Genomic DNA, 13,969 nt, shown 5'->3' on the forward strand with positions numbered 1-13,969 from the left:
ACTTAGCATTGAGTGAGCGCGTTCGGGAGATGTGCAATGGCTGGAACAGGACGCCTGTCGCCTATGGATTTTGTTAGGAAGTTTAAACCGCACATGGCAGCGGCAAGCAAGGCTCCTATCTGGTTGCCAGCGCGGATGCGTAACCGCAACTCCTGCACAACTCTGGGCAAAGTCGGTTCCTTGGAAGCGCGTTTGACAAAAAAAACACGAGAATTGCGACAAGCTCAGCGCCTACGTTACAACGTCTTTTATGAAGAAATGTCCGCGATCCCTGATGCGCAAACGCAATTCACCAAGTTGGACCGTGATGCTTATGATGCAATATGCGACCATATACTGGTTTATGATCACAACAGCCCACACAAGACAAAACCATTTACCAAAGCCCGTCCCCGAATTGTTGGCACCTATAGGCTCTTGCCACAAAATGCAGCAGAGCTAAACAATGGCTTTTATACCGCTGGTGAGTTTGATGTTCAGCCGCTTCTCGACAAACACAGCAACTTGAACTTTCTGGAACTAGGGCGCTCTTGTGTTCTAAAGCCTTATCGGAACAAGAAGACACTAGATCTCCTGTGGCATGGCATTTGGGCCTATGTGCTTGAAAATAGCGTTGATGTGATGATTGGTTGTGCTTCCATAGAAGGTACAGACCCTAATTTCTTGGCGGAGCAGCTTTCATTTCTCCACCACCACGCAAGAGCCCCCGAAGAATGGCGCGTGAGTGCGCTTCCGGAGCGCTACACAGAAATGAACCGCATGGCAAAGGAAGAAATAGATCAAAAAGCCGTGCTGCGCTCCCTTCCGCCACTGATAAAGGGCTATTTGCGTCTTGGGGCGTATATTGGCGATGGCGCAGTGGTCGATCATCAATTTGGCACCACAGATGTGTTGATTATCTTGCCGGTGAGTGCGTTGAATGCAAGATATGTGAATTACTATGGCGCCGATGCCAGCCGCTACAACAGCTAGCGGCAGCTTCGGCAAGTCTATCTGTTTTTTTAACCGCGCATAAACCATCACCCCTTTAGCATCGCCTCGTTTGATTTAGTGCTTTTGGGGCTTGCGTAAATGTCTGGCAATCGGGGTGACAATGGAAGAATTGAGCCGCACTTCAATGCGGGTCAACACCGTCGCCCACGTCAGGTATCCCCCCTTCCGCGCTCGGTTGCCGCCGCTAGCGCACATGCGCAGCGAAAGCGGCCCGCGCAAAGACCCAACGCACCAAAACAGCAGGTCCCAACACGCCCTGCGCCTCAGCATCCAAATCCATCAATACGGCGCCAAGTCTCACGCACCAAACAACCGCCAAAACAAAAACTACAAGACTTACCTCCTAAGAAAAAAGGTGGTGGCGGAGGCGGTTGGCTGTGGTGGCTTGCTCGTAAGCTCGGCTACTGGGGCCTTGTACTTGGTATCTGGGGAGGAGTGATCATCACTGGTGCGCTGCTTTATTTCGCAGCATATCTGCCCCCGGCCGATCAATGGGCCGTGCCGAAGCGCCCACCAAATGTCCGTATCTTGGCTGCAGATGGCACGTTGATTGCCAATCGCGGTGCAACAGGCGGTGAAGCGATCCGCCTAGAGCAACTCCCTCGTTATCTACCAGAGGCGGTGATCGCGATTGAAGATCGGCGGTTCTATTACCACTTTGGGATTGACCCGATAGGCCTAACCCGCGCTGTTGTCACCAACTATACCAGCGGCAGAACCGTGCAAGGCGGCTCCACCATCACCCAACAGCTTGCCAAGAATCTGTTTCTCTCTCCAGACCGTACGATCAAGCGAAAGATGCAGGAAGTCGTAATGTCCCTTTGGCTAGAGTATCATTATTCCAAGGCTGAGATTCTGGAGATGTACTTGAATCGAGTCTACTTGGGGGCTGGGGCCTATGGTGTAGACGCAGCCGCGCGGCGCTACTTCAACAAACCGGCAAGCCAGCTTTCCCTTTCTGAAGCAGCGACAATTGCCGGGCTGTTGAAAGCGCCCTCCAGTTATGCGCCCACGCGCAATCCAGACCGTGCCGAGGCGCGTGCGCAAGTGGTAATCGCAGCCATGAACCGCGCCGGCTTTATTTCAGATGCGGAAGCTACAACCGCCCTTATTGATCCTGCGCGCGTTGCTCGCGCCGGTCATCAAAGTTCCAAACAATATGTTGCAGATTATGTGATGGAACTGCTGCCCAGCTTTACAGGTCGACTTCAGCAAGATGTTGTTGTCGAGACCACGATTGATTTGGATATGCAGCAGGCGGCAGAAATGGCGCTTCGACATGGCTTGCAGCAAGAAGGCGCGAAGGCAAACGTTTCGCAAGGAGCGATTGTTATGCTTAACCGTAGTGGTGCGGTCCGTGCTCTTGTCGGCGGGAAAGACTATGCCAAAAGCCAATTTAACCGGGCAGTCTATGCCAGAAGGCAACCCGGCAGCGCCTTCAAGCCCTTCGTGTATTTGGCGGCCTTGGAAAACGGCTTCACGCCAGAAAGCATTCTAAGGGATCGGCCAGTGCGCTTTAATGGTTGGTCTCCGAAAAACTATTCAAACAAGTTTTACGGAAACGTCAGCCTTACTCAATCGCTTGCTTACTCGCTGAATACGGTTGCGGCGGAACTGACCAGTTTCGTTGGCCCGCAGGCAGTTGCACAAACCGCTCGCCGCCTTGGCATCTCTTCTCCGTTGAAAAACAACCTCGCCATCGGGTTGGGAACATCTGAGGTAACTGTGCTGGAAATCGCAGCCGCTTATGTACCTTTTTCAAATCAAGGTTACGGAATTGTGCCCCATGTAGTGCGAAGGGTACGCGATGCAGACGGGAATACCATCTACAAAAAAAGCGGTTCCGGCAAAGGACGGGTCATAAACCCATCGAAGCTTAGTGAACTAAACTGGATGATGGCGCAAACGGTGATATCTGGAACAGGTAAAAAAGCACGCTTGCAAGGCCGGCCCGTAGCAGGAAAAACCGGGACAAGCCAAAGCTTCCGCGATGCATGGTTTATCGGATACTCCGGGTCGTTGACTGCGGCTGTTTGGCTCGGCAATGACAACAACAAACCGATGAAAAAGGTTACTGGCGGTGGTCTACCTGCACAGATTTGGCATGATGCTATGGAGGCCGCCCATAAGGGCATTCCCGTGGGGCCACTTCCTGGTGTCGCGATGCGCAGCGGCGGCCAGTTGCCGAAAATTTTACAGCCCGGTAAGCAGGTGCCGGTCCCAATTGCGGCAAAAGCAGTGCTAGGCCATGCAAGAGCGGTTCCCAAAACACAAGGCGAAGCAGAAAGCCTACTTACACAGCTGTTTGGTGGCTAGTAAACTCTCGCCTCGATGCTATCAGAGGAGTTTCGCCTGTAGATGGTTTGTCGAACAATCCAACCCAACAAACCGCAATGCCTCTCGCAATTCGCGCTCCATGACCGGCTTTCCAACAAAGGCATTCGCTCCTGCTGCACAGGCCGCTTTTTTGGTTTTCCCCCGTACATCCGCTGACACAGCAATAACTGCAAGGTCAGGCGCGAGGCTGCGGATCTCCTTTATTGCGCTAAGACCATCGAGATTTGGCAGGTTCAAATCCATCAACACGAGATCAAACCTCTCCTCTCTAACAGCGTTGATCGCAGCACGGCCACATTCGACGAGCTGCGCTTGAAATCCCAACTTTTCAAGCAGAACGCGCGATAGCAACCAGTTGATCGAATTATCCTCAGCAACAAGGCAGGTTGGTCGTTTCGGCTCAGTGCTTTTTCTCGGCGTTGAAAAAGCACTTTGCGGAAAGGGGGCAGAGGCGCTCAGCGTAAGCCCATGCTCTAGGCGATACAGCACTTTCAGCAAGCTGCTGCGGCGCACCGGGCGCATGAGATAACCATCAAAGCCAACCTGCCGCAAATGGGTGATTGCGTGCCGGCGTCTCGGTTCAAGCAAAACCACCGCTGGCTTGGTTGGGAAGTGCTGACGAAACTGGGTCAAACTGGCTTCAGCTGACGTAACATATTCCATGTCCACAATCAGCATGTCCGCGGCCTCTTCAGGGTTGTTGTGAACACGGTATCCGGCAGCCTCCAGCGTTGCAGTTAGAAGCGCGCTCTCGGTCTGGCGCATCGACAAATGCAAGAGCTTGGGGCCGTTGCTGCGGTCAATCTCTAAGCTATGCGTAGGCGTTCTACTTGCGGGCTTTGCCGGAAGCCGTAAGGTAAATTCGGCGCCTCCTGTTTTGAGGTCACAAGCTGTTAGCGTACCTCCCATCAATCGAGCCAAGCGGTTGCAAATGGCTAACCCAAGACCAGCACCGCTTTTTGCTGAAGAACTCTGCGAGAACTCCGCAAACAAGTTTTCCGGATCAATACCTTTTAGCCCGATACCAGTATCGCTGACAGAAAAACAAAGCTCATCGTTCTGATGGTCAATGCAAAGCGAAACCCCACCATTTTGGGTAAACTTTACGGCGTTCCATAACAAGTTACTGAGAATTTGGCGCAGCCGCTCCCCATCTAGCAAGAAGCACCCCAAAGCAGCTGGCGCAACAAAGCAGCCAATCTCCAAGCCTTGGTCATAGGCCTTGGGTGCCAACAACTCAATCTGCTCTTCTACAAGCTTTTCAAGATCCACTTGGCTTTCATGAAGTTCAAGCGCCGTAGCATCTAACTGCGCAAGGCTTAGGTTTCGATCCACCAGATCCAGAAGGATGTGCCCGGAATTCTGAATAGCGTCCAAATAGGTGCGTTGCTCCTCGCTGAGTACAGTGTCCTCCAGAAGGTTTGCCATGCCCAAGATGCCGTTAAGCGGAGTGCGCAGCTCGTGGCTCGTAAGGGCAATAAAACGGCTTTCTTGCGCGGGTTTGTTCTTATGGCGAGGGATATTGCTGCTGTTACTGCCGCGCCTTATTGCCGCCTGCGAGAGCAGCCTACGTTTCCTGCGAAAACCCGTTGTGTTCTTCATGCGGCCCTCTCGCTTGTTGTAGGCTGTCTGAAGCTAAGGGCTTCAGCAAGATGATCCGGCTTTATCTGCGCTGAACCTTCTAGATCAGCGATGCTACGCGAAACTTTAAGGACGCGGTGAAAGCCGCGCGCGGAAAGCTGCATTTGCTCCGCAGCGCGATAGAACAAATCTCGCGATGACCGTTCTAGAACTGTGTGTTTTTCGATGTTCTTTGCGGAACAATGACTGTTTGTTCGGCAGGATTCCACATCACCGCGATAACGCTCCTGTTGTATCTCGCGTGCTTTGGCAACGCGCAGTGCCACCTGCGCCGAGGGCTCACTTGCTGTGCCCCCCATCATCTCAACAGCTCGCACCGCAGGTACTTCTAGCTGGATATCAATACGATCGAGGAATGGCCCTGAAACCCGTGCTTGATAATCTGCCGCGCAGCGCTCCCCTCGCCTGCACGTGTGCCCCGGTTGCCCCGCCATGCCGCATCTACACGGGTTCATGGCTGCGACCAACTGGAAGCGGGCAGGATACGAAACCCGGTTATTGGCCCGCACAATCATAGCACTCCCGGTTTCCATAGGTTGGCGCAGGCTGTCTAAGGCCTGCGGGTGGAACTCCGGCAATTCATCAAGAAACAGTACGCCATTGTGCGCCAATGAGATCTCGCCGGGGCGGGCTTTGATACCGCCGCCAACAAGCGCTGCCATGGATGCCGAGTGATGCGGCGCACGAAACGGGCGGCGGTCGGTCAGCTTGCCGCCTTCTAATTCGCCCGCGACAGAGGCAATCATAGATACCTCAAGCAGTTCTGATGCGCTAAGCGGCGGCAGTAATGAGGGCAGCCGCGCCGCCAGTAACGACTTACCAGCGCCCGGTGGGCCTACAAACAGCAAATTATGCCCCCCGGCTGCGGCGATTTCCAACGCCCGCTTAGCCCTACCTTGCCCCCGAACATCTGCAAGATCTGGGAGTGTCGGACCTGCACTGCCAAGTTTCGCCTGCGGTCGCTGCATAGTGGCAACGCCTTTGAAATGGTTACATAGCTCAATGAGGTTAGCCGGGGCCAAGATCTGCATGCCCTCGTCCGCCCAAGCGGCTTCCCCGCCGCAATCGCGGGGGCAAATCAATCCAAGGCCTTGGGCATTGGCGTGGATGGCCGCTGGCAAGACCCCGCTAACCCCCACAATTTCGCCGTTTAGCGACAATTCTCCCAGAATTGCAAAACTATCTAGTGCGTCAGGTGGGATAATCTCCATGGCACATAAGAGGCCAAGGGCTATCGCGAGGTCAAAATGCGAGCCTTCCTTTGGGAGATCGGCCGGTGCAAGGTTTACAGTAACCCGCTTTGCAGGCAGCGCTAGGCCTGTTGCTAGTAAGGCCGCGCGCACCCTTTCCCGGCTTTCGGCAACAGCTTTGTCTGGGAGGCCGACAATAGAGAATTGCACAGCACCAGGGCCGATCTGTACTTGCACATCAACATCAACCGCCTCGACCCCTTGAAAGGCAACACCGCACACTCTGGAAAACATAGGCCCCCCTGCTTCTCTATTTGCTAAACTAACAATGAGAGAATGGAGGAGGCTACTAGCAATTGTCAGGATGCCGGATAATCACCTTTGATAAGTGAGGGGCGTGTTCTTGTTAAGAAGACAGGGGCACGCAAGCGGCGTAGCGCGCCGGATTCTCATCCGACTGCGCCACTCTTTCTTGCTAAGACGAGCGCGTCGCCCGCGCGCGCTACATTGCGGCGCGCTTTGCCTCCAGCACATCCATTACCCTAGCGGCAACATCTGGGCCACCAAGGTTTTTAATTGCGCGAATACCGGTCGGCGCGGTGACGTTAATCTCGGTCAATTTTCCGTCGATTACATCAATTCCAACTAGAATAAGCCCCTGCTCCTTTAGCGCGGGGCCAAGGCGTCGGCAAATCTCGCGCTCCTGCTCAGTCAAGTCGCTGTCCTTTGGCGAACCGCCGCGCACCATATTGGAGCGAAGATCCCCCGAGGCAGGCACTCTGTTCACTGCGCCAGCAAATTCACCATCAACCAGCAAAATGCGCTTGTCGCCGTGCTTTACATTGGGCAAGAACTGCTGGATGACCCAAGGCTCGCGGAATGTGACCGCGAAAAAATCGTAAAGAGAGCCGTAATTCAGGTCATCTTTGGTTACGCGAAAAACCGCCGCCCCGCCATGTCCAAACAGTGGCTTCATCACAATATCGCCGTACTGGGCGCGGAACAGATCAATCTCGCTCTTATCGTGGGTGATCAACGTGGGCGGCATTAAATCGGCAAACTGGGTGACAAACAGTTTCTCCGGTGCATTGCGCACCGAAACCGGATTGTTCACCACCAAAGTGCTCGGATGGATTTTCTCAAGCAAATGGGTTGCTGCGATATAAGCCAGATCAAATGGAGGATCCTGACGCATCAACACGATGTCCATGGTGGACATATCCACCCGCTCTGGTTCGCCAAAGCAATAATGATTGCCAACTTCGTCCTGCACGGTCACAGGCTCGACAGTGCACATCACTTGCTCCCCCCACAGCGCAAGGCGATCAGGGGTATAATGATAGAGTTGATGTCCGCGTGCTTGCGCCTCCAGCATCAGGGCGAAGGCACTGTCTCCAGCAATATTGATGGATGCGATATGGTCCATTTGCACAGCGATTTTTAAAGGCATTCGGGTCTCCAACGCGACGCGGCATAGATGCCGCCCAACAAGGCCGGTCGATACCGGCATTTATCGTAGATATGCGATGGGAGGCGCTGTTTGTCTATGGTAGGATGAAAATAAAATGCAACTTGGTCGAAAGCTCGGTTACCCACCTTCAAAAAAGCAAGGCAAATGATGGATGTAGGCGCTGGGCAGAACGACCAATAAATCATAGCGATAGGAATAAAGCTCATAGCCGGTTTGCTGCGACAGCCAGATACGAGAGGCGCGTTCAATTCTGCGCTGGGCACGGGGTGAAACGGCATGTAGCCCAACCTCTATGGATTGCCGTGCTTTTACCTCGAAAAAACAAAGCGTATCTGCGCGCGTTGCAATCAGGTCTATTTCACCTGCCGAGCATTTGTATCGCTGCGCCAGAATATGCCAGTTCTCTTGCTCCAGAAAATCCTTTGCCAAGGCTTCAGCTGCTAAGCCGCGCCGCTGCGCTCTCTCTTGCGGGCTATGCGCCAAGTGGGCTGCGGCCGCTCGCCGTCGTTTTTGTGCCTCACTCAGTTGCCTATCCGGCTTCACTCCCTGCATCTTTCAGCTCCAGCGCGCGGGCATACAACGTTTTACGATCAACCCCAGTTGCCTTGGACACCTGTTTGGCAGCTGCGCTCACAGGCATCTCTTTTAACGCAGCTTTGAGCATATCTTCTGCTTGCGTGGCATCTGGCTCGTGCGCCTCTCCCGGAGCAATCAGGATAGCAATTTCTCCTTTGACGCGATCCCCTGAAAAGTGGGTAACCAGTTCGGCGAGTGTGCCATGCGCAAACTCCTCAAAGCGCTTGGTCAACTCTCGCGCCACCACGGCTTTGTGCTCTGCTCCAAAGCACTGCACCATGTCCTGCAAAGAAGCTTGCAGCCGATGCGGGCTCTCGTAGAAAATGAGAGTGGCGCGTGTTAATGCGAGTTCTTGCAGGCGTTTGCAGCGCGCAGTGCTTTTATTTGGCAGGAAACCGGCAAAGGTTAGAGTATCTGATGGCAATCCGGCACCAACCAATCCGGCAAGCATGGCTGAGGCGCCGGGGATTGGCACAATCTTGTGCCCGGCACCGCGCACCTCGGCAACCAGTTTATATCCAGGGTCAGATATCAGCGGCGTGCCAGCATCTGAAACCAGCGCGACAGACTTCCCTTGGGCTAAGGCCTCCAGGATTAGAGGCCTCTGTTTTTCGCCATTATGCTCGTGATAGACCATCATTTTACTGCGGATGCCATAGCGTTGCAGCAAAATGCCGGTGACCCTTGTATCCTCACAGGCAAGAACATCGCAGCCTGCGAGAGTTTCGAGGGCGCGCAGGGTAATGTCACCCAAATTCCCGATCGGTGTCGCGACAATGTAAAGCGCACCTTCAAGCTTCGGCGCGCGAAATTGCTGATCTTTGATCAGAAAGCTGCCGCAATCCTCGGAGAAACTAGACAAATTAGCGCCCTCTTAATCAGGAGTTTGTTCACAGATTGCCCTCATGTAGCGAACATTTGTTGAACTAATCAATGATGAGACGCGTTTTTTGCGCGCATTTCGCGCAAAACTCCAGCTTCAAAGAGGTTTCGGGCTTTATAATGCGGCGAGGTTTTGTAAAACCGCAGATCAAACAGCAGAAAACGCTAGTGGTGTTGCATTTCCATATCAGCACTGGCTAAGGTTTGAGCGAAGAATTTACCCAGCCGACACTCCGCGGGCAAGCGGACGGCTGCGATGGTGGGGAAAAGATGAGCGACACATGCGCTGAGCTACCAAAGAAGACATTTGCCAGTGCGGTGAAGGCAGCAACCCTCGGGGCGATGGCTCTGCTGGCTGGCTGCATGAACGCACCTATTTATGAAGGCCCAAGCGGGCAAGAGCGCGTGATCGAGCCCGTCGCAACCGGCCAGACCATTGGCGGTGGTCAAGTGCACGTCGCCTTGCTGCTACCCTATTCGGGACAAATGCAAGGCTCAGCCTCGGTTGCCTCTACGTTTGAAAACGCTGCACGAATGGCGCTCGCCGATTTCCAAGGCGCTGATATCAAGCTGTTGGTCAAGGATACCCAAGGTACACAGGCAGGGGCAGAATTTGCTGCGCAAGCCGCAATTGCTGAAGGTGCCGAGTTGATTATCGGCCCTGTTTACTCGCAGGCGGTGCGCGGTGCATCTATGGTGGCCCGACGCTCCAACGTACCGATTATCGGGTTCTCCTCAGATACCAATGTAGCTGCCCCAGGAACCTACCTGCTCAGCTTCCTGCCCGAATCCGATGTAAATCGCATTGTTTCCTTTGCACACGAGCAAGAGCGCAGCTCCTATGCGGCGCTGCTACCAAATAACTCGTACGGCGCTGTGGTGGAAGCTGCCTTCCGCCAAGCTGTTGGCCGTGTAGGTGGCCGGATTGTCACCATCGAGCGTTATGCGCCCGGTAATGCGGAAGACATTCGGGCCCGCGTGAACAATCTGAGCAGCATCGTTTCGCAGGTTGATTCGCTTTATATTCCAGAGGGCGGTGGTGTTCCTCCCTTTGTTATGCAGGTCTTGACCGAAAAAGGCGCTTCAACCGGCGCTGTTAAGCTGTTGGGCTCTGGCCTTTGGAATACCAGCGACATGATGAAAACACCGGTCATGGCAGGCAGCTGGTTCCCTGCGCCGGATAACAGCAATTATGACCGCTTTGCTGGTCGCTATCAGCAGGCCTACGGGGTAGCGCCGCCGCGCAATGCGTCTCTGGCTTATGATGCAACCATTCTGGCTGCCGGCCTTGTCCGTTCCGCAGGTATGGATCGCTTCTCCCAGCGTGTGTTGACAAATGCCGACGGTTTCCTTGGTATTGATGGGGTGTTCCGCTTCCAGCCTAACGGGCGGAACGAGCGCGGTCTTGCTATCTATGAAATCAATGGACGAGGTGATGCAAAAGTGGCTTCACCAGCACCGCGCACGTTCTCCAAGCACTTCTAGTGTAAGCGGACCGAGCAAGCTCGGACTTTATACTTGATAAAAAGGCCCGACCTGTGCGGGCCTTTTTATTTGTCTGATGCGACTGCATGCGCTTAACAAAACTCGCTACAAACCATGGAAAGCGATGGCAATTTGCTCTAGGAAAGAGCGAAGACCTCAATTGCTGGAGTTTGCCGCGTATGTTGGCCGGAAAACGCATTGCTCTGATTATTACCGGTGGAATAGCCGCTTACAAATCGCTCGATCTTATCCGCCGGTTACAAGAACGGGGCGCTAAAGTCCGTGCAATAATGACAGAAGGCGCATGCCAGTTCGTCACGCCACTTGCTGTGGGTGCGCTTACCGGGGATCAAGTCTTCACAAAGCTGTTTGATCGCGCAGCCGAGCATGATGTCGGGCATATCCGCCTTTCCCGTGAAGCTGATTTGATCGTGGTTGCTCCGGCAACAGCCAACACCATGGCTAAGCTTGCCAATGGTTTGGCAGATAATCTCGCCACTTGTGTGTTGCTCGCCACTGATAAGCCTGTGCTTATGGCTCCGGCCATGAACAGCCGCATGTGGGCCCATCCGGCAACACAGAGAAACCTTGCACAGTTACAGGCCGATGGCGTGCGATTTGTTGGCCCCTCAGCGGGCGAGATGGCAGAGAAAAATGAAGCAGGTGTTGGGCGCATGGCAGAGCCGCTGGAGATAGTCGCCGCCGTCGAACAGCACTTTGCCAACCGTAGCGGCGCGCTAAACGGCAAGCACGTGCTGATTACCGCTGGCCCGACACATGAGCCCATTGACCCGGTCCGCTACATCGCCAACCGGTCCTCGGGAAAGCAGGGTTATGCACTGGCTGAAGCAGCGCTCAAGCAAGGCGCAGAGGTGACACTGATCTCGGGGCCGGTGGGCCTTCAAGCGCCCTCTGGGGCGAAGCTTATCAAGGTAGAAACCGCACAGCAGATGCAAGATGCTGTAAATGAGGCGCTACCGGCAGATATCGCCATCATGGCCGCAGCTGTAGCGGATTGGCGCACCAGTGCCAACGCGCAAGAGAAGATGAAAAAGGACGGCACAGGCTCCTTGCCTGTGCTGCACTTAACAGAAAATCCAGATATTCTACGTGGTATCGGGCATCTACGTGCAAACCGGCCACAGCTGGTCATCGGCTTTGCAGCTGAAACGCAAAACCTTTTGCAAAATGCCCGCTCAAAGCTGGAGCGCAAAGGCGCGGATATGATAGTTGCCAATGATGTTAGTGCACAGCACAATGTCATGGGTGGTGATAGCAATACCGTGCATTTGGTGACAGCCGGGGGGGTAGAGAGCCTGCCTAAACTATCAAAGCAGGAGGCTGCAGAGCGGATCATCTCGGTAATCGCAAAGAATCTCCAGCCAAAAACAAGCAGCTAGTAGCCGGATAGCTCCACCCGCTCTGGATCGAGTATGTCGTGAAGCTTGTTGGTTATTTGCTTCATGGCGCGCAGGGTTACAGATTTGCGCCGCGCTGCACTTAGCTTGTGTAAGGGTGCAGGCCTAACCTCTTCAGCCCCATAGGCATCTGCTATTATTAACCCTGCATCGGCAGGAAACGCCTGCAAAGGCACATCTGCAAGCGTAGCGAAGGAAATTTGGTCGCAATAATCGCGGTACTCTGGCCATTTTTGATCGGCGCGCAAATCCTCAAGTGAGGATTTAATCTCGATGATCCAAATCTCGCCTTTGTCGTTCAAGCAAAAAATATCGGCACGTCGCCCGTTTGCAAGGATGATCTCGCAGGCACTAAACCAGCCTAGCCTACGCAGATACCGCTGCACCCCTCGCTGCACTGCGAGGGCGCGCTCTGATTGTCGTCCATCAATCAGCGGATTATTTAAACGAATGCGATTTGCCAAGGGGTGCCTCTCTTACTGCTAAGCAAATTAAGCCTAACACATCATCAGCACCCCTCGCAGCAGTCTAAGCTGGTTAATCGCTCGAGGCGGGTTTGCGCTTCAAATAACCACCTGTACCGCCACTGCTTGGTGCGCTAGAGCTTTTGTTGGCCTCGCTTTGCCGCCGCACAAAAGGCTTGGCCTTTGACTTTGGCTTGCTGGCTTGCTTTGCCTGAGCGTCTGGGCGTGCCGTCGATTTCTTCTTCGGGCTCGCCCCAGCCTTTTTGCTCTGGCCGTTAAACTTGCGGATAGACTTTGGCTCTTGATCAGATGGGAAGAAGGTAAACCCCTCCATTTCGGGGATCTTCTGTTTGATCAGAGACTGAATTTGCTGCAGCATCCCGCGTTCTTGCGGTGTGCAGAAAGAAATCGCCGTGCCGCTCGCTCCCGCTCGCGCCGTGCGGCCAATGCGGTGCACATAGTTTTCGGCGACATTAGGCATATCCCAGTTAATCACGTGTGTGATGTCGGAGATGTCGATCCCGCGCGCAGCCACATCGGTCGCCACAAGATAGCGCACCCGCCCGGCTGTAAAGGCTTGCAGGGTGGTGTTGCGCGCCATCTGGTTCATATCGCCTTGTAGCACGGCAGAGGGCAGCTCTAATGCAGAAAGTTCCTTGCCAAGCCAAACGGCACCGCGCTTGGTCAACGTGAAGATCAGCGCCTTGCGGCAATCTTCTTGTGCAAGAATACTCTTCAACAACTCAAGCTTCTGCGTGCTTTCTACATGGGCGATGAGCTGGTCAGCTTTGTCTGCGGTCGCTGTCGGCGGCGTTACGTCAATGCGTTCTGGCTTATGCAGATAGCGTTGCGCCAACTTGGCGATCTCGCTTGGCATTGTTGCAGAAAACAGCAGGGTTTGCCGCTTCTTGGGAAGAAGGTAAGCGATTTCCTCCAGTTCGGCGATAAACCCCATGTCGAGCATCTGGTCAGCTTCATCCAGAACAAAGACTTCAAGCTCATCAAAGTGGACTTTACCGCGTTTATGAAGGTCAAGTAAGCGCCCGGGTGTTGCGACAAGGACATCAAGCCCCCGCTCCAGAGCGCGCTGTTGTGTTACAATCGGCACACCACCAACCGCGCTACCGACATACATTTTTAAACGGCCGCAATAGGCCTTGACGTTCTTAGTCGTTTGTTCTGCTAACTCACGGGTTGGCGAGAGAATTAATGCCCGAACGCCGCGCGGCGCTGCTCTAAACCTGCTTTCATGCAAGCGTTGTAGCAACGGCACTGCAAAGGCGGCAGTTTTGCCGGTGCCCGTTTGTGCAAGGCCCAGTAGGTCTTTGCCCGCAAGAATAGGAGGAATAGCAGCGGATTGAATAGGTGTTGGTTCCTTGTACTCCATCCGCTCCAAGGCCAACTGGAAGATACGTGTCACACCAAGCGTGTCGAAGTTGCTCAAAACTGTTACCCTGTGTTTGAACAGATAAAAAGGAGAATGAAACCAAGGGAATTTCACTGATTTCTACT

11 protein-coding genes are annotated in these 13,969 nt (G+C 54.0%); 4 read left to right on the forward strand and 7 right to left on the reverse strand.

Features of this window, described 5'->3' with window-relative positions; genetic code table 11:
• Positions 1-36: 36 nt before the first annotated feature.
• A complete protein-coding gene (gene olsB / locus AYK82_RS02470; RefSeq protein ID WP_156453236.1) occupies positions 37-972 on the forward strand; it encodes a l-ornithine N(alpha)-acyltransferase in 936 nt (311 codons plus the stop codon).
• Between the two features lie 99 nt (positions 973-1,071).
• Positions 1,072-3,309, forward strand: coding sequence for a transglycosylase domain-containing protein (locus AYK82_RS02475; protein WP_082733687.1), 2,238 nt, complete (start codon positions 1,072-1,074; stop codon positions 3,307-3,309).
• A gap of 21 nt (positions 3,310-3,330) precedes the next feature.
• Here the strand turns inward: AYK82_RS02475 and AYK82_RS02480 are convergent, their stop codons facing one another.
• From AYK82_RS02480 to rsmI, 5 genes are all read right to left on the reverse strand, one after another.
• Positions 3,331-4,932, reverse strand: a complete 1,602-nt coding sequence (locus tag AYK82_RS02480) for a hybrid sensor histidine kinase/response regulator (RefSeq protein ID WP_068310993.1) — start codon at positions 4,930-4,932, stop codon at positions 3,331-3,333.
• Positions 4,929-6,455 carry a YifB family Mg chelatase-like AAA ATPase gene (locus AYK82_RS02485; protein WP_068310996.1) on the reverse strand — a complete coding sequence of 509 codons (1,527 nt, stop codon included), beginning with the start codon at positions 6,453-6,455 and terminating at the stop codon, positions 4,929-4,931. Before AYK82_RS02485 ends, AYK82_RS02480 begins: the two co-directional genes overlap by 4 nt.
• 208 nt (positions 6,456-6,663) lie before the next feature.
• Positions 6,664-7,611, reverse strand: a complete 948-nt coding sequence (gene gshB / locus AYK82_RS02490; protein ID WP_068310999.1) for a glutathione synthase — start codon at positions 7,609-7,611, stop codon at positions 6,664-6,666.
• Between the two features lie 138 nt (positions 7,612-7,749).
• Complete coding sequence (locus AYK82_RS02495; RefSeq protein ID WP_068311002.1) at positions 7,750-8,184, reverse strand: YraN family protein; 435 nt, start codon at positions 8,182-8,184, stop codon at positions 7,750-7,752.
• On the reverse strand, positions 8,162-9,070 hold the full coding sequence (gene rsmI / locus AYK82_RS02500) for a 16S rRNA (cytidine(1402)-2'-O)-methyltransferase (protein WP_068311005.1): 909 nt from the start codon (positions 9,068-9,070) through the stop codon (positions 8,162-8,164). Before rsmI ends, AYK82_RS02495 begins: the two co-directional genes overlap by 23 nt.
• A gap of 290 nt (positions 9,071-9,360) precedes the next feature.
• On the opposite strand from rsmI, the gene AYK82_RS02505 reads away from it, so the two are divergent.
• Together AYK82_RS02505 and coaBC are read left to right on the forward strand one after the other, a co-directional pair.
• Positions 9,361-10,575, forward strand: coding sequence for a penicillin-binding protein activator (locus AYK82_RS02505; protein WP_068311007.1), 1,215 nt, complete (start codon positions 9,361-9,363; stop codon positions 10,573-10,575).
• Between the two features lie 179 nt (positions 10,576-10,754).
• Positions 10,755-11,975, forward strand: a complete 1,221-nt coding sequence (gene coaBC, locus AYK82_RS02510) for a bifunctional phosphopantothenoylcysteine decarboxylase/phosphopantothenate--cysteine ligase CoaBC (RefSeq protein ID WP_068311010.1) — start codon at positions 10,755-10,757, stop codon at positions 11,973-11,975.
• Here the strand turns inward: coaBC and AYK82_RS02515 are convergent.
• A complete protein-coding gene (locus AYK82_RS02515) occupies positions 11,972-12,457 on the reverse strand; it encodes an MmcB family DNA repair protein (protein WP_068311013.1) in 486 nt (161 codons plus the stop codon). The two genes, coaBC and AYK82_RS02515, sit on opposite strands and share 4 nt — an antisense overlap.
• A 73-nt stretch (positions 12,458-12,530) precedes the next feature.
• Positions 12,531-13,901 carry a DEAD/DEAH box helicase gene (locus AYK82_RS02520; RefSeq protein ID WP_068311315.1) on the reverse strand — a complete coding sequence of 457 codons (1,371 nt, stop codon included), beginning with the start codon at positions 13,899-13,901 and terminating at the stop codon, positions 12,531-12,533.
• Positions 13,902-13,969 lie beyond the last annotated feature (68 nt).

The sequence above is a fragment of the Polycladidibacter hongkongensis genome (genome assembly GCF_001561995.1).
In the GTDB taxonomy this organism is placed as follows: Bacteria; Pseudomonadota; Alphaproteobacteria; order Rhizobiales; family Stappiaceae; genus Pseudovibrio; species Pseudovibrio hongkongensis.